The sequence below is a fragment of the Sphingomonas faeni genome (genome assembly GCF_040407565.1).
Lineage (GTDB): Bacteria > Pseudomonadota > Alphaproteobacteria > Sphingomonadales > Sphingomonadaceae > Sphingomonas > Sphingomonas faeni_F.
In genome coordinates this window covers 337,150-359,528 of record NZ_JAPZPR010000001.1, presented here as the reverse complement: position 1 = coordinate 359,528, position 22,379 = coordinate 337,150, and the positions used below count along the sequence as shown (strand labels likewise).

Annotated in this window: 22 protein-coding genes; 5 read left to right on the top strand and 17 right to left on the bottom strand. The window is 66.5% G+C overall.

Going from position 1 to position 22,379, the window contains the following annotated elements:
- Window positions 1–79 precede the first annotated feature (79 nt).
- Entirely contained in the window at window positions 80–784 is a 705-nt protein-coding gene (locus O6Y00_RS01420; protein WP_353440875.1) for a hypothetical protein, read from the top strand.
- A 119-nt stretch (window positions 785–903) separates the two neighbouring features.
- Here O6Y00_RS01420 and queE read toward each other — a convergent pair whose 3' ends face one another.
- From queE to parE, 7 genes are all read right to left on the bottom strand, one after another.
- Entirely contained in the window at window positions 904–1,536 is a 633-nt protein-coding gene (gene queE / locus O6Y00_RS01415; RefSeq protein ID WP_353440874.1) for a 7-carboxy-7-deazaguanine synthase, read from the bottom strand.
- 4 nt (window positions 1,537–1,540) lie between these two features.
- A complete protein-coding gene (gene queC / locus O6Y00_RS01410) occupies window positions 1,541–2,245 on the bottom strand; it encodes a 7-cyano-7-deazaguanine synthase QueC (protein ID WP_353440873.1) in 705 nt (234 codons plus the stop codon).
- A 312-nt stretch (window positions 2,246–2,557) separates the two neighbouring features.
- Complete coding sequence (locus O6Y00_RS01405; protein WP_435368581.1) at window positions 2,558–3,463, bottom strand: Hsp33 family molecular chaperone HslO; 906 nt, start codon at window positions 3,461–3,463, stop codon at window positions 2,558–2,560.
- A 127-nt stretch (window positions 3,464–3,590) separates the two neighbouring features.
- Window positions 3,591–4,508 (bottom strand): ornithine carbamoyltransferase, encoded by a 918-nt coding sequence (gene argF, locus O6Y00_RS01400; protein WP_353441383.1) that lies wholly within the window; start codon window positions 4,506–4,508, stop codon window positions 3,591–3,593.
- Window positions 4,509–4,694: 186 nt separating this feature from the next.
- Window positions 4,695–5,885 carry an aspartate aminotransferase family protein gene (locus O6Y00_RS01395; RefSeq protein ID WP_353440872.1) on the bottom strand — a complete coding sequence of 397 codons (1,191 nt, stop codon included), beginning with the start codon at window positions 5,883–5,885 and terminating at the stop codon, window positions 4,695–4,697.
- Between the two features lie 130 nt (window positions 5,886–6,015).
- Entirely contained in the window at window positions 6,016–6,546 is a 531-nt protein-coding gene (locus tag O6Y00_RS01390; protein ID WP_353440871.1) for a DUF2628 domain-containing protein, read from the bottom strand.
- Complete coding sequence (parE, locus tag O6Y00_RS01385; protein WP_353440870.1) at window positions 6,543–8,552, bottom strand: DNA topoisomerase IV subunit B; 2,010 nt, start codon at window positions 8,550–8,552, stop codon at window positions 6,543–6,545. The genes O6Y00_RS01390 and parE overlap by 4 nt, the downstream gene beginning before the upstream one ends.
- Before the next feature lie 159 nt (window positions 8,553–8,711).
- Between parE and O6Y00_RS01380 the strand changes: the two genes are divergently transcribed.
- Window positions 8,712–9,557: an outer membrane protein gene (locus O6Y00_RS01380; RefSeq protein ID WP_353440869.1), complete on the top strand. Its 846-nt coding sequence runs from the start codon at window positions 8,712–8,714 to the stop codon at window positions 9,555–9,557.
- A gap of 289 nt (window positions 9,558–9,846) precedes the next feature.
- Here the strand turns inward: O6Y00_RS01380 and O6Y00_RS01375 are convergent, their stop codons facing one another.
- Window positions 9,847–10,614 (bottom strand): GcrA family cell cycle regulator, encoded by a 768-nt coding sequence (locus O6Y00_RS01375; RefSeq protein ID WP_353440868.1) that lies wholly within the window; start codon window positions 10,612–10,614, stop codon window positions 9,847–9,849.
- An 81-nt stretch (window positions 10,615–10,695) separates the two neighbouring features.
- On the opposite strand from O6Y00_RS01375, the gene O6Y00_RS01370 reads away from it, so the two are divergent.
- Window positions 10,696–11,550, top strand: a complete 855-nt coding sequence (locus tag O6Y00_RS01370) for an ABC transporter permease (protein WP_353440867.1) — start codon at window positions 10,696–10,698, stop codon at window positions 11,548–11,550.
- The gene (locus tag O6Y00_RS01365; protein WP_353440866.1) at window positions 11,550–12,821 is read left to right on the top strand and encodes a serine hydrolase; all 1,272 of its coding nucleotides are present in this window, start codon (window positions 11,550–11,552) and stop codon (window positions 12,819–12,821) included. Before O6Y00_RS01370 ends, O6Y00_RS01365 begins: the two co-directional genes overlap by 1 nt.
- Before the next feature lie 160 nt (window positions 12,822–12,981).
- Here the strand turns inward: O6Y00_RS01365 and O6Y00_RS01360 are convergent, their stop codons facing one another.
- The 4 genes from O6Y00_RS01360 to O6Y00_RS01345 are packed head-to-tail and all read right to left on the bottom strand — an operon-like array spanning window position 12,982 to window position 15,930.
- Window positions 12,982–13,509: a GNAT family N-acetyltransferase gene (locus O6Y00_RS01360; RefSeq protein WP_353440865.1), complete on the bottom strand. Its 528-nt coding sequence runs from the start codon at window positions 13,507–13,509 to the stop codon at window positions 12,982–12,984.
- Window positions 13,510–13,550: 41 nt separating this feature from the next.
- Window positions 13,551–14,333 carry a LysR family transcriptional regulator gene (locus O6Y00_RS01355; RefSeq protein WP_353440864.1) on the bottom strand — a complete coding sequence of 261 codons (783 nt, stop codon included), beginning with the start codon at window positions 14,331–14,333 and terminating at the stop codon, window positions 13,551–13,553.
- Window positions 14,330–14,728, bottom strand: coding sequence for a Co2+/Mg2+ efflux protein ApaG (gene apaG / locus O6Y00_RS01350; protein WP_056488567.1), 399 nt, complete (start codon window positions 14,726–14,728; stop codon window positions 14,330–14,332). The genes O6Y00_RS01355 and apaG overlap by 4 nt, the downstream gene beginning before the upstream one ends.
- Window positions 14,725–15,930: a trans-sulfuration enzyme family protein gene (locus O6Y00_RS01345; RefSeq protein WP_060527159.1), complete on the bottom strand. Its 1,206-nt coding sequence runs from the start codon at window positions 15,928–15,930 to the stop codon at window positions 14,725–14,727. Before O6Y00_RS01345 ends, apaG begins: the two co-directional genes overlap by 4 nt.
- A gap of 216 nt (window positions 15,931–16,146) precedes the next feature.
- Here O6Y00_RS01345 and O6Y00_RS01340 point away from each other — a divergent pair, with 216 nt between their 5' ends.
- On the top strand, window positions 16,147–17,388 hold the full coding sequence (locus tag O6Y00_RS01340; protein WP_353440863.1) for a phospholipid carrier-dependent glycosyltransferase: 1,242 nt from the start codon (window positions 16,147–16,149) through the stop codon (window positions 17,386–17,388).
- 18 nt (window positions 17,389–17,406) lie between these two features.
- Here O6Y00_RS01340 and O6Y00_RS01335 read toward each other — a convergent pair whose 3' ends face one another.
- From O6Y00_RS01335 to O6Y00_RS01315, 5 genes are all read right to left on the bottom strand, one after another.
- The gene (locus O6Y00_RS01335; RefSeq protein WP_353440862.1) at window positions 17,407–18,507 is read right to left on the bottom strand and encodes a glycosyltransferase family 2 protein; all 1,101 of its coding nucleotides are present in this window, start codon (window positions 18,505–18,507) and stop codon (window positions 17,407–17,409) included.
- Window positions 18,504–19,550, bottom strand: coding sequence for a 3-isopropylmalate dehydrogenase (gene leuB, locus O6Y00_RS01330; protein ID WP_353440861.1), 1,047 nt, complete (start codon window positions 19,548–19,550; stop codon window positions 18,504–18,506). Before leuB ends, O6Y00_RS01335 begins: the two co-directional genes overlap by 4 nt.
- A gap of 40 nt (window positions 19,551–19,590) precedes the next feature.
- On the bottom strand, window positions 19,591–20,322 hold the full coding sequence (gene recO / locus O6Y00_RS01325; protein ID WP_353440860.1) for a DNA repair protein RecO: 732 nt from the start codon (window positions 20,320–20,322) through the stop codon (window positions 19,591–19,593).
- 61 nt (window positions 20,323–20,383) lie between these two features.
- The gene (locus O6Y00_RS01320) at window positions 20,384–21,373 is read right to left on the bottom strand and encodes a GNAT family N-acetyltransferase (protein WP_353440859.1); all 990 of its coding nucleotides are present in this window, start codon (window positions 21,371–21,373) and stop codon (window positions 20,384–20,386) included.
- Window positions 21,307–22,284 carry a polysaccharide deacetylase gene (locus O6Y00_RS01315; RefSeq protein WP_353440858.1) on the bottom strand — a complete coding sequence of 326 codons (978 nt, stop codon included), beginning with the start codon at window positions 22,282–22,284 and terminating at the stop codon, window positions 21,307–21,309. Before O6Y00_RS01315 ends, O6Y00_RS01320 begins: the two co-directional genes overlap by 67 nt.
- Window positions 22,285–22,379: the final 95 nt, after the last annotated feature.

Below are 22,379 nucleotides of genomic sequence, written 5' to 3'. Positions count from 1 at the left end.
GGGAAAAGGTTAAAATCGCTTGGGAGTTTGGCGGAAACGCTTTAGATTCGTTCACTTGAAGTGCCTTGGGGAGGTTGGAATGAAGGTGTTGCGTACCGCGCTCGCGCTATGCGTGGCGTCGAGCGGGCTCGCTGGGGCGCAGTCGGCGTCGGCGCAGTTCTTTTTGCAGTCGCGCGATTTTTCGGGAGCGGCGGTGACCGGCGACGAGTCCGATCTCGGCCAGCCCCTGCCGGGCGCGACGCCGGCGGAAACGCGGGCCGCACTCGTGTGGCACATGCGCGCGGCGCTGAACGTCGCGGCACTGCAATGTCAGTTCGAACCGACCTTGCTGACCGTACCGAACTACAATTCGACGATCGCCGATCACAGCGAAGAGCTCAAGACGGCGTTCGACACGCTCACCAAATACTTCATTCGCGTCAACAAGGCGGGGGGCCCCAAGGCCGGCCAGACCGCGCTCGACCAGTTCGGTACGCGGACTTATTCGAGCTTTGCCACGGTCGCCGCGCAATATGGCTTCTGCCAGACCGCTGCCTCGATCGGCCGCGACGCGGTGTTTGCGCCGCGTGGGCATTTCTTCGAGGTCGCGCTGGCCCGCTCGCGCGAGTTGCGCAACAGCCTGATCCCATGGGGCGAGCAGCGCTTCCCCCGCTATATCGGTCGCGACCGTGCAGCGATGCCGCGGCTCGACCCGATCTGCTGGGACAAGAAAGGCGAATGGGTCTTCAAGAAGTGCGGCGCGCAGAATTGGCCGCCCGCGGGCGTCGGCATCGCGGGGCAGTAACCGTGCAGCAACGATAGCGTCGCTTCCTATTTCACCCCGGCGAAGGCCGGAGTGGCTCGGCTAGGCATACGCAGTCTTGAACCAGTATCCCGGCTTATACCGGGATAGCGAAACGCTCCTCAGCGCAGTCCGAGCAGCTTGTGCGTCTGCAGCGACAAACGCCACTGCGGTCGCGCCAACACCAATTCCACGCATGCTTCGCGGTTCGCCTCTGCCTGCGGATCGTCGAGCGGCTGGAGCAGCAGGTTCGCGAACGCCCAGGTCTCGATGTCATCGATATCGGTGCCGAGTTGCGGCCAGACCAGCTTCAGCTCGTCCCCGGTCCGCTGGACGACGACGCTGCCCGCCTTCGGGCTGATGCAGACCCAGTCGATCCCGGGATGCGCGACGATCGTCCCGTTGCTCTCCATCGCGATCCGGAAGCCCTCGGCGTGGAGCGCATCGATGATCGCGTCGTCGATCTGGAGCATCGGCTCACCACCGGTCAGAACCACGAACCGGTCGCGCGTGCCCTCGCCCCAGAAACCGGCGACCGCCGATGCCAAAGCCTGCGCATCGACGAACTTGCCGCCGCCGAGCCCATCGGTACCGACGAACTCGGTATCGCAGAACTTGCACACCGCGGTCGCGCGATCCTGCTCGCGGCCCGACCACAAATTGCAGCCGGCGAACCGCACGAACACCGCGCGGCGACCGGCATTCACGCCCTCGCCCTGCAGCGTCAGGAACATCTCCTTGACGGCGTAGCTCATCGCGTCAGGCCGGCTTCACGGCGTAGCGCGTCGGGTCGGCGATCCCCGCTTCGTCGAAGCCCTTCGCACGAAGGCGGCAACTGTCGCACTCGCCACAATGCAGCGAGCCGGGCGCCGGGTCGTAGCACGACCAGCTGAGCCCGAGATCGAGCCCGAGGCGCGTGCCTTCGCGGACGATATCGGCTTTCGTCATATGCTGCAGCGGCGCCTGGATGCGGAACGGATCGCCCTCGACGCCCGCCTTGGTGGCGAGCTCGGCGAGGCCTTCGAACGCGGCGATGAATTCGGGGCGGCAATCGGGATAACCCGAATAATCGAGCGCGTTGACGCCGATATAGATGTCGCGCGCGCCCGCCGCTTCGGCCCAGCCGAGCGCCAGACTCAGGAAGATGGTGTTGCGCGCGGGTACGTAGGTGACGGGAATGCCGCCCCCATCCTCGGTGCCGACGCCGTCCTTGGGTACGTCGATGTCGGCGGTCAGCGCGGAGCCGCCGAACGCGGACAGGTCCATCGGCAGGACGATGTGGCGTTCGGCACCGAGCGCGTCGGCGATCCGGCGCGCGGCGGCGAGTTCGACGCGGTGGCGCTGGTTATAGTCGAACGACAGCGCGAGCACGCGTTGTCCGGATTCGCGCGCCATGGCCGCGGATACCATCGAGTCTAGCCCGCCCGACAGAAGGGCGACCGCAAAGGGAGCAGGAGATGTCATGATGCGGAGTCCGCTAGGCCAGCAGCGCATAAAAAGAAAGGGCCGCCCGGTGGAGCGACCCTTAAGGTCGGCGCGAACCCGCGCCACAAGGGAGAAAAAAACGTGCTGAATAAGAGCACGTGACCAAGGTTAGTGGGGAGGCGTAAAGATCGCGTTAACACTCCTCCCTCTCCCTTTCGGGGAGAGGGAGGGAGCAGCCGCTTGGCTGCGGAAGGGTGAGGGGTAATTGGGATCGATGTCCCGAGCCTCCTGCCCCCCACCCTCCCACGACTGCGTCGCAGGCCCCTTCTTCTCCCCGGAAGGACGAGGGTATCAACCTTCCACCGGCACCGGGAACTTCTTCGCGCAGAACGCGCAATCGACGATGATGAACCCTGTCTCGTCCGCCATCGACTGCCGTTCCTCCAACGGGAATTTCGAGATCACGCCCCTGATATAGTCGGGATCACACCGGCAGCCGCGCGTGATCGGAATGTCGGCGAGGATGCGGACGTCCTCTTCCTCGTTGAACAGACGCCACACCAAGGTTTCCAGCGGCAACGTCACGTCGGTCAGTTCGTCCACACCGATCGTCGAACCGAGCGTCGCAACGTGCTCCCACTCGGGATGATCGAGCTTTGTATGCAAACGCTCACGCCCGTCTTCGCCCTCGGGAAGGTGCTGGAGGAACAAACCGCCCGAGACGCAACGGCCATCGGGACCCTTCGCCATGCCAGTGCGGATCATCGTCGGGATCTGCTCGGATTGCGTGAAATAGCTCTGCGCAGCCTGCGACAGCGTGTCGCCGTCGAGCGGGACGATGCCCTGATAGCGCTCGTTGCTGCTCGCCATGTCGAACGTGATCGCGAGATAGCCGGCACCGAACAGCGCGAACAGCGACGGTTCGGCGGGGGCTTCGGCAAGCCTTTCGGCGTCGTACTCGATATACCCGCGCACTTCGCCGCCACGGTAATCGCAGACCAGCAACTGAACGACGCCGTTGTCGGTGCGCGTCTGCATCGTCAGCTGGCCGCTGGCGTCCTTGAGCGTCGAGCCGATCAGCGCGGCGAGCGTCAGCGCTTCGGCGAGCAGTTTCTCGATCGCGGGCGGATAGGCGTGCGCGGCGAGCACTTCGTCGAGCGCGGTGCCGAGCCGGGCGATCCGACCGCGGGCACTGCGCGCGGGGATCGCGAAGGCCAGCGCGCGGTCGAGATCGGTCATGTTGGGGTCGTTCACCATCGTTCCTTCGTCATCCTCGCGCAGGCGGGGATCCATAATGGCAAACGACCGTGAAAGCCGAGCCGGTAGCGGTTATGGGTTCCCGCCTCCGCGGGAATGACGAAAATGGGGTGCGAACCCCGTGGCTTCAACCAATCTGCCCGAAGCACCAGCGCAGCACCGACTTCTGCGCGTGCAGACGGTTCTCCGCTTCGGCCCAGATCAGCGACTGCGGGCCATCGATCACTTCGGGCGTGACTTCCTCGCCGCGGTGCGCAGGCAGGCAGTGGAGGAACTTCGCGTCGGGCTTGGCCATCGCCATCAACGCAGCGTCGACCTGATACGGGGTGAGCGCCTTCAGCTTGGTGTCGGCATGCGCCTGCCCCATCGAGATCCAGGTGTCCGTGACGACGATATCCGCACCCTCGACCGCCTCGCGCGGCGTCGCGACGACCTTCGCGCGGCCCTTGCCGAGCGCGACGTCGGCGTCGGTCGGCTGATACCCCTGCGGACACGCTGCGACGATGTCGAACTGCATCAACCCGGCCGCCTCGACGATCGACGCGAGCACGTTGTTGCCATCCCCCAGCCACGCGACCTTGAGGCCAGGCAGCGCTTTGCCGCTCTCGATGATCGTCAGCAGGTCAGCCATGATCTGGCAGGGGTGCGACGCGTCGGTCAGGCCGTTGATGACCGGCACCGAGGCATAGTGCGCCATCTCTTCGATCTTCGCGTGATCGTCGGTGCGGATCATGATCGCGTCGACATAGCCGGACAGGATGCGCGCGGTGTCGGCGATCGACTCGCCGCGGCCAAGCTGCATCGAGCCCGCATCGGACACGATCGAGGTGCCGCCGAGCTGGCGGATCGCCATGTCGAACGAGAACCGCGTGCGGGTGGAATTCTTCTCGAACACCATCGCCAGTGTGTGGCCCGTGAGTGGCGCGTCGGCGTCGGCACGGCCCCTGGGGAAGCCGACGCGCGCCGCCTTGCGGTCGAGTGCGTCGGCAAGCATCGCGGCGATGCCGTCGACTCCGGCGTCGGTGAGATTCAGGAAATGACGGATGGTCAAAGCATCGGCTCCAGTCATGCAGGCCGTATTCGGTAAAACCGTTCGTCCTGAGTAGGGGCTGAGCGAAGCCGAAGACCCGTATCGAAGGACCTCGTACCGAAGGTCGCGCCCGCTATCGGCGGGCCCTTCGATACGCCATTTCGGCTTCGCTCAATGGCTACTCAGGATGAGCGGCAGATTTCAATCGTCGGCGGCAGGCACGTACACGCGCGCTGCGGTCGACAGCTTGTCGATGCACTGGGCGATGTGGCTCTCGTCGATCACCAGCGGCGGCAGTATTCGGACGACGTTCTCGCCCGCCGACACCAGCAGCAGATTGTGGTTGTCGCGCGCGAACGCGACGAACGCGCGGCTGTCGCTCTTGAGTTTCAGCCCGAGCATCAGCCCGGTGCCGCGGACGCTATCGAACAGGTGATCGTGGTTCGGGATCATCTGCTCGAGCCCCTGCCGCAACCGATCGCCCATCGCCGTGACGTTGTCGAGGAATCCGTCTTCCAGGATCACGTCGAGGATCGCCTCGCCCGCCGCCATCGCCAGCGGGTTGCCGCCATAGGTCGAGCCGTGCGTGCCCGCAACCATGCCCTTGGCCGCTTCCTCGGTCGCGAGGCATGCGCCGAGCGGGAAGCCGCCGCCGATGCCCTTGGCGACCGACATGATGTCGGGCGTGATGCCGAACAGCTCATGCGCGAAGAACTTGCCGGTGCGCCCATAGCCGCACTGGACCTCGTCGAGCACCAGCAACAGGCCATGCTCGTCGCAAGCCTTGCGCAAACCGGTCAGAAACTCGTGGCTCGCCTGGCGGATACCGCCCTCGCCCTGGATCGGCTCGACGAGGAAGCCCGCCGTGTTGTCATCGATCAGCGCCAGCGCGCCTTCGAGATCATTGAACTTGGCGTAGGCAAAACCAGGCAGCAGCGGCTCGAACCCATCGCGCATCTTCGCCTGATTGGTCGCCGAGATCGCGCCGAGCGTGCGCCCGTGGAACGCCGTGTCGAACGTGATCAGCGTGTTCCGCTGCGGGTTGCCGTTGGCGAAGTGATAGCGCCGCGCGGTCTTGATCGCGCACTCGACCGCTTCCGCACCCGAATTGGTGAAGAACACGGTGTCCGCGAAACTGTTGTCCACGAGGCGCTGCGCGAGATGCTCGCCCTGCGGCGATCCATACAGGTTCGACACGTGCATCAGCGTCGCGGCCTGCTCGGCGATCGCCTTGGTCAGATGCGGGTGGCCATGGCCGAGCGCGTTGACCGCGATGCCGCTGGCGAAATCGAGATATTGCTGGCCGTCCTCGCCGAAGAGGTACGCGCCCTCGCCTCGGACCGGACGCACGCCACACCGCGGGTAGACGGGCATGAGCGGGGTGATGGTCACAAGCGCTTCCTTTTCCGAAACGAGAAAGGCGACCCACTGGCCGCCCGAGGCGACCTCATATCGGTAGCGCGGCGGGTGCGTCAATCGCGTCCGACGCTGGACGCCGGTCGAATGGGCGCGCCCACCGGTTCTAGACGTTGCTGAGACTGGCCAAATGGGCCTGCTGATCCATTACCGCGCCCACGAACGCGAGCGCCAGCTCCGCCACCAGGAGGATACCGCCCAGCACGCCGGCGATGACCGAGACTCCGCCTGCCGCGGCGATCTCCGCGTCGCCGCCACCCGCTGCGCGAATCTTCGCGATCTCGGTAACCGCATCCTGCGCGATCGTCGATTTGGCTATCATCGCAATGAAGATTGCCGCGCCACCGCCGGCCGAAACGGAAAAGAAATACCCGACCACCAGCGGCAGGATGATCAGGACGGCGCCAACCGCCCATTGCTTCCGGTACAGAAACCACGCGAACCCGAAAAACAGCGCGGGCCAGCACCAGGTGAGCACGAGCCCCCCGCCGGCTTTCACCATCTTGTCACGTGCCTTTTCCCATGCACTGGCGAAACGGTGCGCATTTGGCCCGATGAAACGCGCGACGTCGTCCCAGTCCGAATTGGCCCATGAAGCGATAAGCGCTTCCTTACGAAGTGTACGTGTCTGGTTCATGCGTCGATCGCTTCCTCGTCCATACGGCCGGCGTTTTCCTGGATGAAGGCAAAGCGGTGGGCGGGGTTGTTGCCCATCAGGCGGTCGACGAGGTCCTTCACCTGTGCGCGCTCTTCGTACTCTTGCGGGAGCGTGATGCGAAGCATGCCGCGCGTCGCCGGGTCCATCGTGGTTTCGCGGAGCTGGCTCGGGTTCATCTCGCCGAGCCCCTTGAAGCGGCCGACGTCGACCTTCTTGCCCTTGAACACGGTGCGCTCGAGTTCGGCGCGGTGCGCGTCGTCCCGCGCGTAGACGCTCTTGGTGCCGACGGTCAGGCGATAGAGCGGCGGCTGCGCGAGGTAGAGGTGTCCGCGGCGGACGAGTTCGGGCATCTCCTGGAAGAAGAACGTCATCAGCAGCGTCGCGATGTGCGCGCCGTCGACGTCGGCGTCGGTCATGATGACGATGCGTTCGTAGCGGAGCGTGTCCGGTGTGCAGTCCTTCCGCGTGCCGCAGCCCAGCGCGAGCGTCAGGTCGGCGATTTCCTGGTTGGCGAAGATCTTGGCGCTGGTGGCGGATGCGACATTGAGGATCTTGCCGCGGATCGGCAGGATCGCCTGCGTCTTCCGGTCGCGCGCCTGCTTCGCCGAGCCACCTGCCGAATCACCCTCGACGATGAAGAGTTCGGTGCCTTCGGGCGAGTTGGCGGAGCAGTCAGTGAGCTTGCCCGGCAGCCGGAGTTTCCGCGCGGACGTCGCCGTCTTGCGCTTGACGTCGCGTTCCTGCTTGCGGCGCAGGCGTTCGTCCATCCGCTCGAGCACATAGTTCAGCAGCGCCTTGCCGCGCTCCATGTTGTGGCTGAGAAAATGGTCGAAATGATCGCGGACCGCCTTCTCGACGAGCCCGGCGGCTTCGGGGCTGGTGAGGCGATCTTTGGTCTGGCTCTGGAATTGCGGCTCGCGAATGAAGACCGACAACATCAGCTCGCTGCCGACCATGACGTCGTCTGCGCTGATATCCTTGGTTTTCTTGTTGCCGACGAGATCACCGAACGCACGAAGCCCGCGGACCAGCGCCTGGCGCAGGCCCTGCTCGTGCGTGCCGCCGTCGGGGGTCGGGATGGTGTTGCAATACCAGCTGTACGAGCCGTCGCTCCACAACGGCCATGCGACCGCCCATTCGACGCGGCCCTGCGTTTCGCCGTTCGCGCTCGGGAAATCCTGCGAGCCGGAGAAGAAGTCCGACGTCGCGCATTCGCGGCCGGCGATCTGGTCGCGGAGGTGATCGGCGAGGCCACCCGGGAACTGGAACACCGCCTGCGCAGGCGTGTCGTCGCCAATCAGGTCGGGCGCACAGTGCCAGCGGATCTCGACGCCGGCGAACAGATACGCCTTCGAGCGGACGAGCTTGTAGAGGCGCTGCGGCTTGAAGTTCAGTTCGCTGCCGAAGATTTCGGTATCGGGCGTGAACGCGACGCTGGTGCCGCGCCGGTTGGGCGTGGCCCCAAGATGCTCGATCGGCCCGAGTGTCAGCCCCTTGGCGAAGCGCTGTCGGTAGAGCTGACGATCGCGCGCGACCTCGACAACGGTATCCGACGACAAGGCGTTGACCACGCTGATGCCCACCCCATGCAGGCCGCCCGACGTCGCATAGGCCTTGCCCGCGAACTTGCCGCCCGAATGGAGCGTCGAGAGGATCACCTCCAGCGCAGACTTGTCGGGGAACTTGGGATGCGGATCTACGGGGATGCCACGGCCGTTGTCGACGATCGTCAGGCGGTTGTTCGCCTCCAGTGTGACCTCGATCCGCGTGGCGTGGCCGGCAACCGCCTCGTCCATCGCGTTGTCGAGCACTTCGGCGGCAAGATGATGCAGTGCGCGCTCGTCGGTGCCGCCGACATACATGCCGGGACGGCGGCGGACGGGTTCGAGGCCTTCGAGCACCTCGATCGACGACGCGTCATAGGTGTTGGCGGCGGTTTTGCCGGCGCCGGGCGTCGAGGGGGACGCGAACAGATCTTCAGCCATGACCCAAGCCTAGACGTTGGCTTGCGACAAAGCCACAGCCTCTGTTTGTTCCCCCTGTGACCTGAAAGTCACATTGATGCAGATTGTTGTGACACGGGGATAATTTTCCCCGACCCAGCCGTATATGAAAAACCTGTCATGTATTTTCCGGGAGTGATTATGACCAAGACGATGATGGTGGCGCTCGCAGGCGTTGCCGCACTGGGTTTCACGGCGCCCGTCGCCGCACAGACGATGACCGAAGACGCACCGTTCAGCGGCCTCTATGTCGGCGGCACGTTCGGCTATGACGTGCAGCCGAACGACGTCGGCGAGACGATCGAGTTCGATCGCAATCTGGACGGCGTCTTCCGCGACACCATCTCGACTGCGACCGTCGCCAACGCGTTCTCGCCCGGCTTCTGCAACGGTCGCGCCACCAGCAACCTGGCGCCCGCAGCTAGCGGTCGCGGCTGCAAGAACGACAAGGACGGCATCGCCTATTATGGTCGCGTCGGCGCGGACTATCAGCGCGGCAACATCGTCGTCGGTGTCGTCGGCGAGTTCGGCAAGAGCGAGATCACCGACAGTGTCTCGGCGTTCAGCACCACGCCGGCCTTCTACACGATGACCCGCGATCTGAAGTGGGAAGCATCGGCCCGCGGTCGTCTCGGCTATGCGGCGAACACGACGCTGTTCTACGGCACGTTCGGCGTCGGCTATGCCAACATCGACAACAGCTTCACGACCGGCAACACCGCCAACACCTTCACCACCAACGGTGGTAGCAAGGAATGGGGCATCGTCGGCGGTGGCGGCATCGAGCAGAAGCTCGGCAAGAACTTCTCGGTCGGTCTCGAATATCTGTACCACCAGTATCAGGACACCGACTACCGCGTACGCGCAGCGGGCGGTCCTGCTGGCGGTCCCTTCACACGCGGCAACGCATCGGGCACCGACTTCCGCCGCAACTTCGATTATTTCCGCTGGCACAGCCTGCGCGCAACGGCTGCGTTCCGGTTCTGAGGCGAAGGGCGGCCTGCGCCAAGCCGGCGCAGGACTCGCCCCAGCCCGGCCGGCGCGGCTTGCCGCGTCCGACGACATGGGCTTTGCCCATGGCTAGCTGACATAGAAAAGGCCGCTTCCCCACACAGGGAAGCGGCCTTTTCTATATCACGACCGATGTACCACCCCCCTCGTCATCCTGACGAAAGTCAGGACCCAGAGCCAAACAGGGTAGCGTCTCGGTATCCCCGGTCCTGACTTTCGTCAGGATGACGGACGGGGTTTGCGACCCGCCCGCATCAAGACAGACTCAGCGAGGACGCGGTCCGCCGAACGGCAGCGGCGGCGTCGGGCGACGGTCGCGGCGGGGCAACTGCGCCTGATACGCATGCCCGCAGTGATCGACGCAATACGGGAACCCCGGGTTCACCGCCTTGCCGCAGAAATGAAAGTCGGGCTCGCCGGGATGGCCGAGCGGCCATTTGCAGATGCGATCGTTCAGTTCGAGCAGGCTCGTCTTGTTCGCCATCTCGGCGGACGGCTTGGCGGGCACGAGTCGACGCGGTGGGGCGGGCGTGCTCGGAGGCTGCTGCTCGCCGGGTGCCTGGCGGAGGAAGCCGCCGGGGCCGACCGAGCGCAGGATCGGCTGCGGCGCGCGGACCGGGGCGGCAACCGGCGTGACGTCGTCCTCGTCCTCATCCTCCTCCGGGTCGTCAGCGTGCTCGGCCGGCTCGTCCGCGACCGGCTCGGGCGCAACCGGGGACTTCGCGGCGGCACTCGGCGGCGCAACAACGGGTGGCGCGGTCGGCGCGGGCTCAGGCGAGACGAACACCGGCTCCTCCGCCGCAGCAGCCACCGGGGGTGCCGGAGTCGCTGCCGCCGCAGTGGCAGCCGCCGCCTTCGCCTCGGGATCGTTCGGCTTCACCGGCGACGGGCGCGCCTGCAGTTCGAGGCGGTGTGCCTTGCCGATGACGGCGTTGCGGCTCACGCCACCCAGTGCTTCGGCGATCTGGCTGGCGGTCTGGCCAGCCTCCCACATCGTCTTGAGCGTCTCGATGCGCTCGTCGGTCCAGGACATGCTCGTTCCTTAGTCTCGGTCGGTCGGCCAATCGTCAAGCCGGCTTGCGGGCAGCAGCGGCAGGGATTACCCGCAACTCCCATGAGCAGCCAGCCCCCAATCGGTGAAATCCAGTCGGCGGTACACTCCGCCCCCGGCGTTCCCGTCATAAAGAGCGTGAACTGGGAGGGACTGCGAACCCTCTATATCAAGGAGGTGCGCCGGTTCTTCAAGGTGCAGCTTCAGACGGTTTGGGCGCCGGCGATCACCACCCTCCTGTTTCTGATCGTGTTCACCATCGCGACCGGCGCGAAAAGCCCGGTTCCAGTCGACGGCCAGATCGTCGCGTTCGCCGATTTCATCGCACCGGGGCTGATCATCGCACAGGGCATGATGGGCCCGGCGTTCGCCAATGCCAGCTTCTCGCTGCTGGTCGGCAAGATGCAGGGGACGATCGTCGACTATCTCCAGCCACCGCTGTCGACGGGTGAGTTGCTGGCGGCGCTGGTCGGTGGCGCGGTGACTCGCGCGGTCATCGTCGGGATCGTCGTCTGGGCGGCGATGGCGCTGTATCCCGGCGTCCACGTGACGCCGCACGCCCCGCTGGCGATCATCTGGTTTGGGTTGCTCGGCGCGGTGTTCCTCGCGTTGCTCGGCGTGCTGACCTCGATCTGGGCGGACAAGTTCGATCATGCCGCGGCCGTCACCAACTTCGTGATCGCGCCGCTGTCGCTGCTGTCGGGGACCTTCTACTCGGTCGACAAGCTCGCCCCGGCGTTCCGCGCGTTCAGCCATGCCAACCCGTTCTTCTACATCATCTCGGGCTTCCGCTACGGGTTCCTCGGGATTGCCGACTCGCCGGTGATGATCGGCGGGATCGTCATCCTGGTGATCGACGTGGTGCTGGCGACACTCTGCTACCGGTTGCTGACGAGCGGTTGGAAGCTGAAGAACTAATGCGTGGTCTGGCGCTCCGGCTGCTCGCGATCTTCATGACCTTGCTGCCGGTCGGGCTGGCGGCACAGCCGGTCCAGCCCGACCCAGCCGTGCGTGCCAAGGCCGACGCGCTGGTTGCGATCCTCGATGGTCGTGGGACATACGAGACGTATTTCGCGGCGAACTTCCGCGACAAGGTCCCGGCGGCGCAGTTCACGGCGATCGCCGCACAGCTGAAGGCGTCGCTCGGCGACCCGCAGAGGGTCGAGGCGTTGACCGCGACGTCGGCGTGGTCGGCGGACCTGACCATCGGCTATGCGCGCGGTACGGCGAGCGTCCGTTTGGTGATCGATCCCGCCCCGCCGCACGCCGCGAGCGGATTATTGATCACCGGCACCGCTCCGCGCGACGACAGCCTCGCCAAGCTCGAATCCGAGTTTCGTGCGCTGCCGGGGGCTAGCGGTTTCGGGCTGTATGCGCTGGGTCAGGGAAAGCCCGAGCCGATCCTCGAATACCGTGCCGATGTCGCTGCACCGCTCGGGTCGGCGTTCAAACTCTGGGTGCTGGCGGAATTGGCGCGGCAGGTGGCAGCAGGCGAGCGGCATTGGGAGGACGTCGTGAAGGTCGGGGCGCCGTCCTTGCCGTCGGGCGTGTTGCAGACCTGGCCCGCCGGGTCGCCGGTGACGGTGCAGACACTGGCGACGATGATGATCTCGATCAGCGACAACACCGCGACGGATACGCTGCTGACGACGCTCGGGCGCGCGAAGGTGGATGCTGTGGCGGAGACGGCGGGTGGCAGCGTGCCGGTGATGACGACGCGGGAGATGTTTGCACTGAAGGGCGATGCGGCACTGACGAAGGCTTGGGCGGTTGGGTCGGTGAACGAGCGGCGGGCGCTGCTGGTGAACAATGCGGTGAAGATTTCCACCGCCAAGCTGGACCCGACCGTGTTTGCGGGCAAGCCGGTGGCGACCGACAGCGTCGAATGGTTTGCGAGTCCCTTGGCGATGGCGGGGCTGCTGGACCGCCTGCGGGGGGCGGACGTCACGACCCGCGCGGTCATGGCGGTGAATGCCGGAGTCGATCCGGCGATCGCCAAGCGGTTCGCGTATGTCGGCTTCAAGGGCGGCGGCGAGCCCGGGGTGCTGACGCTGAACTATCTGGTGCAGGCGAAGGACGGGCGCTGGTATGCGGCGACCGGGAACTGGCATCGGGCTGATGACGCCGTGAACGAGGTTCGGTTCGCAGGGCTGATGGGGCGGGCACTGGCGTTGTTGGCGGCGCGTTAGGCTATCAAAGAGTACCCTTCGCTTTGCCACCACCCCGGCGGAGGCCGGGGCCCAGTTGGGGAACGTAGCCAACTGAGGACGGAGCGCTGTTACGACCACCTTTCCACCTGGGCCCCGGCCTTCGCCGGGGTGGTGTTATTAGTGGCGATCGCGGCAGGGATCAGGCCCGCCCAGCCGCCTGCCAGCTATCCGCGCAGAGCCCGTAGATCAGGCTGTCGCGCAACCCCAGATGCGTTTCCCATTCATCCCGCAACAACCGCTCACGACGAAAACCCAACCGCTCCAGCAAGGTGATCGACGCCGCGTTCTCGGTATCCGCGTCGGCGAACACGCGTTTGCGGCCCTCCGCGAACAACCGGTCGATCACTGCCGACACCGCCTCGCGCGCAATTCCCCGCCCCCAGGCCTCGCGCGCCAGGATGAACCCGATCTCGGTCACCCCTGCCCCATCGGCCTCGCTCCCCGAGACCCAGCCGATCGCGCGGTCGTCGCCGGTGCGGGTGATCGCCCAGGTACGCTGGTTGCCCGGCGCGGCTTCCTCGGCGAGGTAGGTGCGGACGTCGTCCACGCTCCCAAGCGGACCGTCCGCGGAATACGCCATCAGCTCCGCGTCGGCGAGCATCGGATGCAACGCGGTCGCGTCGCCCTCGACGAGTGGCCGCAGGCGCAGTCGACGCGTCTTCAGCACTGGCGATACGCCAGCGCGCCGTGGTCTGCGCCCGGGTTGCCTCACGCTGTCAGGGCATCCACGAGCGCGCGGACTTTCTTCTGGCGCCACTGCGGAAGCGGGGCGACGAGCCAATACCCCCCCCTCGAGGGCTGCGACTCGCCGATTAGCCGCACGCGAGCCTGCGCGAGATCGCGACGGGCAAGCAGTTCGGGTACGGTCGCGCGGCCCAATCCTGCCGCTGCAGCGTCGATCGCGAGGCCGGCGTCGGTGACGCGGACCAGCGCCGGCCCGTCCTCGCCGGACCAGGCAATGGCCGAGTCCCCCTCCATGCCGGGCGCGGCGATCGTGACCATGCCCTCGGATTCAAGCGCCTCGCCCTCATGTTCGCCAGGCCCATCGCCCCAGCGAATCGCGAGGTCGAGATTGGCTTCGGTGAAGTCGACATTTTCGTCTGCGGTGATCAGCACGAAGCGGAGTTCTGCATCCGCCTCGGCGATCTGCGCTAGCCGCGGCATCAGCCATTTCTCGGTCAGGTCGCGCGGTGCGGCGATCGTCAGCGATTTCGACGACTGACCGGCCTGCATTGCGCGAACCGCTTCCTCGAACTGCAGGAAGCCGCCACGCAGCGCCCCTAGGCCCGCCTCGGCCTCGGGTGTCAGTTCCAGCCCGCGCGTGGTACGGCGGAACAGCACGACGCCGAGCGTATCCTCCAGCGCACGAATCTGCTGCCCGACCGCCGCCGGCGTCACCGCCAGCTCGTCCGCAGCACGCGTGAACGACAGATGCCGCGCCGCCGCGTCGAGCACGCGCAGACCGTTAAGCGGGAGATGCGTGCGCTTCAATTCAGCACCGCGGGGGCAAACAGCGAGAAGCGGGGGATCTCGACCGCGAACACGGCGCCGTCTTCGCGGACCATCTGGTAGCTCCCCTGCATCGCGCCCGACGGAGTCGCGAGCGGGCAGCCCGAGACGTAATCGAAGCTCGCACCCGGCTCGATCACCGGCTGTTCGCCGACCACGCCCTCGCCCTCGACCGAGTGACGCGCGCCGCGGCCGTCGGTGATCACCCAGTGGCGGGTGAGCAGCTGGACGGTTTCGGTGCCCTCGTTCTCAAGGCGGATGTGATACGCCCAGAACCAGCGGCCCCGCTCGGGCTCGGACTGTTCGGGCAAATAGCTGACCGACACGCGCACCGTCACCCCATCGGTCGTCGCCGCGTTGGGGAACAGCGCCTTCACAGGCCCGCCTGCCTCAAAGCCTGGTCGAGGTCGTCGATCACGTCCTGCGCATCCTCGAGCCCGACGTTGATCCGCAGCAGCCCCTCGGTCACGCCCATCTCGATCTGCTTGTCGGGCGAGACGCTGGCGTGCGTGGTCGAAGCGGGGTGCGTCATCAGCGAGCGCGAGTCGCCGATGTTGTTCGAGATGTCGACCAGTTCGAGCGCGTCGAGCAGTGCGTGCGCCTGTTCGCGCCCCTCGACCTCGAACGCGAAGATCGGCCCGCACGCGTCCATCTGGCGCTTGGCCAGTTCGTGCTGCGGGTGGCTCGGCAGGAAGGGGTGCAGCACGCGGGGCACGCGGCCTTCGAGGAATTCGCCGACCTTCATCGCGTTCTCCGACTGGCGGTGGATGCGCAGGTCGAGCGTCTCGAGGCCCTTGAGCACCACCCACGCGTTGAACGGCGACAGCGTCGGGCCGGTGTTGCGCGTGAACGGCAACAACGTGTTGGTGATGAAGTCCTCGGTCCCGCAGACCGCGCCGGCGAGCACGCGGCCCTGCCCGTCCATCATCTTGGTCGCGCTGTACGCAGTGACGTCCGCGCCGAACTCCATCGGCCGCTGCAGGGCCGGCGTCGCGAACGCGTTGTCGACGACTGTCGTGATCCCGCGTTCGCGCGCGATGTCGCAGATCGCCTTGAGGTCGGCGATGTCCATCGTCGGGTTGGCGGGCGTCTCGAAGAAGAACACCTTCGTCTCGGGGCGGACCGCGTCGAGGAACGCCTGCGGATCGCGCGCATCGACGATCGTCGTGGCGATCCCGAACTTCGGCAAAAGCGTGTCCGTGAGCCAGCGGCACGACCCGAACGCCGCACGGCCGCCGACGAGGTGATCGCCGGTCTGGAGCTGGCACAGCAGCGACGCGGTCATCGCCGCCATGCCCGTCGCCATCGTCCGGCACGCCTCGGCGCCCTCCAGCAGCGCGATCCGCTCCTCGAGCATCTGCACCGTCGGGTTCTGGAGGCGGGAATAGGTCATCCCCTCCTGCTCGCCGGCAAAGCGCGCTGCGGCGTCGCCGGCCTTGTCGTAGCAATAGCCCGAGGTGAGGAACAACGCCTCCGACGTCTCGCCATATTCGCTGCGGGCGGTGCCGCCGCGGATGGCGCGCGTCGCGGGACGCCAATTCTGGGTGATCGAACGATCCTGGCCGGTCTTGCGCTTCATGCCGCCGCTTTGCCGGGGGGGAGCCGCGATGACAAGCCTTGCGGGTATCGACGGTCTTGTCGAGCGGCTTCGAATGACGGCAGAAGGACCTTAGTTGGCGCCCCTCCCTGACAGGGAGGGGTTGGGGGTGGGTCGGTCTGTTGGCTGGCGTCTCGCTCCCCAAGGGGCCGACCCACCCCCGGCCCCTCCCTGCCAGGGAGGGGGGAAGGATCCTCAATGGTTCGACGTCCTTTATCAGCCGCGCTCTGCCTCGGCATCTTCGCCCAAGCCCTGTTCTGCTGGCGACTGGCGAGCCCGCACACTCTGGTGTTCGACGAGGTGCATTACGTCCCGGCGGCGCGCGCGCTGCTGGCGCTGTCGAACCCGGTGAACATCGAGCATCCGCTGCTGGGCAAGATCCTGATCGCGCTGGGGATCGCGCTGTTCGGGGATGGCCCGATCGGGTGGCGGATCGCCTCGACGATCGCGGGGACGGCGACCGTGCTCGGCATCTTCGCGATCCTGTGGCTGATGCTGGGACGGCTGCGGCCGGCGCTGGTCGGCGCCATCGTCGTGCTCGTCAACTTCACGGTGTTCGTCCAGGCGCGGATCGCGATGCTGGACGGCTTCATGGCCGCGTTCGTGGTCTGCGCGGTGGCGGCGCTGGCCTGGGCGATGCGGGGCACCGGCGGGCAGGTCTGGCGGCGTTGGCTGCTCGGCAGCGTGCTGCTGGGGCTTGCGGTCGGGGTAAAATGGACCGCCGCGCCGTATGTCGCCTATGCGGGCGTGGCGTTCCTGATCTTGCGGCGAGACCATCCGAACCGCTGGCCGGGGTTGCAGCCGCTGGCAGCGCTGGCGATCCTCGGCGGGGTCAGCATCGCGACCTATTTCGCGACGTTCGCGCCGGCGTTCTTCTACGCGACCGATCCGTTGACGCTCACCCGCCTGGTACCGTTCCAGTTCGAGATGCTCGCACGACAGACGCAGGTCTTGCCGCAGCACACCTACCAGTCCAGCTGGTGGACGTGGCCGCTGATGATCCGGCCGATCTGGTATCTGTACGAACCGGTCGACGGGGCCCAGCGCGGCGTGCTGATGCTGGGCAATCCGGCGGTGATGTGGGGTGGTCTGGTCGCCGTCGCGCTGTGCCTGTGGGGGGCGGTGCGCGAGCGAAGTGCAACGCTCGGCGTGGCGGCGGGGTTGTGGATCGGCTCCTATGCGATGTGGGCGATCATCCCGAAATCGATCGGCTTCTTTTATTATTATTATCTGTCGAGCATCTGGCTCGCGGTCGCGATCGCGGTCGCGCTCGACCACTATGGCCGCAGCCCGCGCCGCAGCCAGCGCCGCACCTGGGACGAGGCGTTTCTCGGGATCGCCGCCGGGTTGTTCGTATATTTCTACCCGATCCTGTCGGCAGCGGCGTTGCCCGGGCCACGTGCGTTCGTCAAATGGATGTGGTTCTCTACTTGGCCCTGAGGTTCGGCCCTGCCCCGCTCAGTACCGGCCCCAGGTAAATTTCGACGACAGCGCGTAGTTCCACACCGCGCCGACGAGCACGCCGATCAGCGCGGAGGCCGCCCAGGCACCGTCCCGCATCTCGTACAGGAACGCGGCGATCCCGACGTTCGCGACCGCGCCGACCGAACAGATCACCGCGAACGACACCCACCCGTCCGCCAGCTGCCGCCAGCCCTTCAAGCGTCGATCGCGGTAGGTCAGCGTGTTGTTGAGGAAGAAGTTGAAGGTGAGTGCAGCCAGCGTCGCGACGATTTCGGACAGCACGAACTGGACGCCCAGCCCGACGAACATCGCCGTCAGCACGCCCATGTGGATGCCGACGCCGAGCACGCCGATCGCCGAGAACATCGCAAACCGCACCGGCACGAACCGCCCGAACATCCGATCGTAGAGCGCGATCAGATATTCCATCGCGACGACATGATCGAGCTTGCTCTCGCCCTCGGAGCGGATGCGGAAGGTGTAGGGCAGTTCGGCGAAGCGCAGCGGGATCGGCGATGCGGTCAGCAGGTCGAGCAGGATCTTGAAGCCGATCGCCGACAGCTCGGGCGCGAGCCGGCGGGCAATATCGGTGCGGATCATGAAGAAGCCACTCATCGGATCGCTGAGGTCGGCCTTCAGCACGCGCCGCGACAGCCGGGTCGCCAGCGCCGACTTGGCGACGCGGTCCCGGTCCCAGTCGCCGGTGCCGCCACCGTCGACGAAGCGCGAGCCGATGACCACGTCCAGATCGTCGCGCCGCAGCAGATCGAGCATCGCAGGCAGCAGCGTCTCGTCATGCTGCAGATCGCCGTCGATCACTGCGACGATCGGCGCGGCGGTGGCGCACATCCCCTCGATACAGGCCGACGACAGCCCGCGCCGGCCGATCCGCTGGATCACGCGGACACGACTGTCGAGCCGGCCGATCTCGCGCGCGGCCTCGGCGGTGCCGTCGGGACTGTCGTCGTCGACGAAGATCGCCTCCCAGTGGCGTCCCGCCAGCGCCTGATCGAGCTTGGCGATCAGCGTCGGGACGTTGGCGCGTTCGTTGAACGTCGGAATGACGACCGCGAGTTCGAGCAGATCAGGCGTCAACCGAGGTGTGCCAGCACCGCATCGCCCATCGCGCGAGTCGACAGCGTGCCGCCAAGATCGGGCGTCCGCGCGCCGCCGAGAATCGCTTCGGCGACCGCCGCCTCGATCCGGTCCGCGGCGTCGGGCAGGTCGAGCGAGTGGCGCAGCATCATCGCCGCGGACAGGATCGCGGCGCACGGATTGGCCTTGCCCTGCCCGGCAATGTCGGGTGCACTGCCGTGGATCGGCTCGTACATGCCGCGACCAGTGCCATCGAGCGCGGCGGACGGCAGCATGCCGATCGAGCCGGCGCACATCGACGCCTCATCGGACAGGATGTCGCCGAACAGATTGCCGGTGACGATCACGTCGAACTGGCCGGGGTTGCGCACCATCTGCATCGCCGCGTTGTCGACATACATGTGGCTGAGTGCGACGTCGGGATAGTCTGCCGAAACCTCGATCACGACGTCGCGCCACAGCTGCGAGGTCTCGAGGACGTTCGCCTTGTCGACCGAGAGCAGCTTGCCTTTCCGGGTGCGCGCGGTCTCGAATCCGACACGAGCGATGCGCGCGATCTCGCGCTCGTCATAGCGCATCTCGTCATGGCCTTCGCGCAGGCCGTCGGCCGTAGTGCGGAAGCCCTTTGCGCCGAAATACACGTCGCCGGTGAGTTCGCGGATGATGACCATGTCGATCTCGCGGGCGATCTCGGGACGCAGCGCGGAAGCGTCCTCCAGGCCGGCGAACAGCTTGGCAGGCCGCAGGTTCGCGAACAGGCCCAGTTCCTTGCGCAGACCGAGAATGGCCTGCTCGGGGCGGAACTGGCGTTCGAGCGCATCGCAGTCCGGATCGCCGACCGCGCCGAACAGCACGGCGTCCGCGCGACGGGCGAGGTCGAGTGTCTCGGGAGGCAGTGGATGACCGACCGCCTTGTACGCGGCGCCGCCGACGAGGCCCTCTTCATAGCCGAGGTCGAGACCGAGCGTATCGAGCACCCGCCGCGCTTCCGCGGTGACTTCGGGTCCGATGCCGTCGCCGGCCAGTATCGCGATCAAGGGCATGTGCGTTCCTCCTGCGCGGCCCTTGCCGGGCGAGGCGCGCTCACGCAACCGCCCTTTTGAGCCGATCGACCAGCCTGTCGCGTGCCGCCAACGGATCGGCGCGACGATCGACGAGAATATCACGGGCCAGGAAATGGCCGGTCAGACGCAGGCCGTCGAAGATGTCGGACCAGTCCGCCTCGCCGCCAGTTTTGAGGAAGGGCGGCAATCTGAGCAACTTGGCCTCGTAGCCGAACGCCGCGCCGCGCGAGACGGCCGCGCCGCTCTTGGGAGACACGAACCCGAGATCGTCGTCCGCGCCGCTCGCTACGCAGCGATCGAGGTCGAGGCCGAAACCGAGTTCCGCCAGCACCAGCAGTTCATACCGCACTAGTGCCGCCGCCCAGCCCCGCGCCGACGGCGCCGCCTCGATCGCCCCGAGCACGCCGTCCAGCGCGTCATGGATATACGGATAGGGCTGCGCCTCGGGCAGCGCCGCAGCAGTCAGCGCGGTCGCCCATTCGAGCGCTCCCGCCGCGAGCGGTTCGCCGTGAAGCGCGGCTCGACTGTGGACCAGCTCGGCGGTCAGCGACGCGAGTTGCTCACCGGTGCGCGCACGCCATTCGCCCTGGATCACGTTCGCCTGGAGCAACACCGGGCGCATCGCCCGCGACCGGCCACCACGGACATAGCCCGGCTGAATGCCGTCGTGGCGGGTCAGCGCGCGAACGATCGCGCCGTGCTCGCCATGCTGGCGGACGGCGACGACGATGGCGGTGGCGCGCAGATGCATCCGCTCTCCTAGCCCGCCCGGACGGATAGCGGGAGGGGCACGCGGTGGCGGTCCGTGCGTTTCAGCGCGTGATCGTCCGCGTGAAGCGCTTGATGGCCGGATGCGTGACAGCCCGCTTCGCAATCGTCAGCCCGCGCTCGAACACGTTCAATGCCGAGACCGTCACCCGGTTCGCGATCGTCGGCCGCAGCAGCAGCACATCGATGCAGGCGATGCCCCCGGTTGCGAACTGCCGCTTGTGCTGGCCTTCGCCCTCGGTGAAATCGAACCGCACGAAGCGGCGTTCTGCGAAAAGCTGGCGCAGCGCCTCGGCCAGCAGCACGACACCGGGCGACAGATCGGTTTGCGCGGGATCGTGCCCGACAAAGGCATAGCGCAGCGAGCCGCCATCGCCGGTGCAGCACAGATACGCGATCGGCACATCCCGGACGAACATCAGCCATGCCCGCAACCGATCCGTCGCCGCGAACGGCAGCAGATCGGCAAGGTCGTCCGGCAGTCCGGCATCGAGCAGCCGTTCCTGATACGTCGTCGCCGAGATCGCGCGCGCCAACCGATGGAACACGGCAAGCTCACCGGGCGTGCGATAGGCCCGGATGTCGAGCGTGCCGCCGTTCGCCGCCGCGACCTTGCGCGTCTTGCGCGTGATGCCGGATCGCGCGTTGGCGGACATCCCCGCCAGCCATTTTGCCTCTCCTGCGGTGAGATCGACATGGTAGCGAACATACCGCTGGCGGACCGCCGTCAGCAGGCGATGATCGTCGAAACCCGGCTCCCCCGCCTCGGCCGGGTGGGCATCCGGCAATGAGGTCAGCAGATAGCCGTCCGCGTCGTCCGGCAGGCGCGGCAGCGACGCACGGACGACCACGAGCGCATCTTCGAGCGAATAGGGTATGCGCACCAGCCGCCGGTCGATCTGCACCAGCGTCCGCGCGCCGACCTGAAGTTTGAGCGCGAGCGTTTGCGGAGGAAGGGCAACCGCCATCAGTGGCGCCGGGATCGCGGCCGTTCCGAAATCCAGTTCGACCAGAGCTGTTCGGCCTGCCGCCATCGGGTCCGCAAAGGATCGGGTCCGAGCGGCGTGTCGTCGCGATCCAGCGCCAGCGTCGGGCCATCGGCGAAATGGGTGGTCGGCAGCACGTCGCGCATTTCCGCGAGCATGTCGCACAGCGCCTGGAAGCGGCGGACATGCACCGCATTCGCGCGCGTGCCGCGACGGTTGGCCAGCTCGAAGCCGTGGCTGACGATGGTCACGGCCGCATGCCCCGATGCTGCAGCGTGCTCGAGCGCGTCATAGCTTTCACCGGCGGACAGCGCGCACAGCTGGAAGGTGCGGACCCGACCCCGCACGTCCTCGATCACCGTGACCGGCACCTCGATGATCCCGGCCGGCTCGGAGTGCGCACCTTTGCCGCCGCGCCGAACCGGAGCGATCTGGCGCGCGGGCAGCGAGATTCGACTCAGCCCGTCCGAGCCATTGTGGCTGCTGTCGTACGCGAACCCGAGCGATGCCAGCGCTGCAAGCGTATCGTCGTTCGCGGCATAGCTGCCGGCGCGAAACGCGATGGGCTTGGGCGCGCCGGCGTCGACGAGCAACTCGGTCGCACGAACGAGCAACGCTACCTGCTCGTCATACGCGTAATCGAAGAGCTCGAACCGATCATGCGCGACGCCGCGATCCCCGGCACGCGCCGTCGTCCAATTGGGGTGGAGGTGGAGCTGCACTTCCTGTCCGGCCTCGAGGATCGTCTCGACCATGCGACGAACGGGTGCGAGGCCGAAGGTGATCGCGGGCATAGGGTCGACGAAGAAACACGCCTTGAGATCGTGACGCGCGAGTTTGGCCAGTTGATAGCCGAGCCCGACGCCCGCCGGCTCCAGCGATCGCGCGTAAATCCCCTCGCAATCGAGCCCGGCGACGTGATGCCGCCATGCGAATTCGGTATCGACGGTAAGAAACACGGGCGTGGGCACAGATAAGGTCTTATCAAGAGGTCGTGAACTTTGCGTTTCGTTTTCTTCCAACCGCAAATGACACCCGGCCACCCAAACCGTGC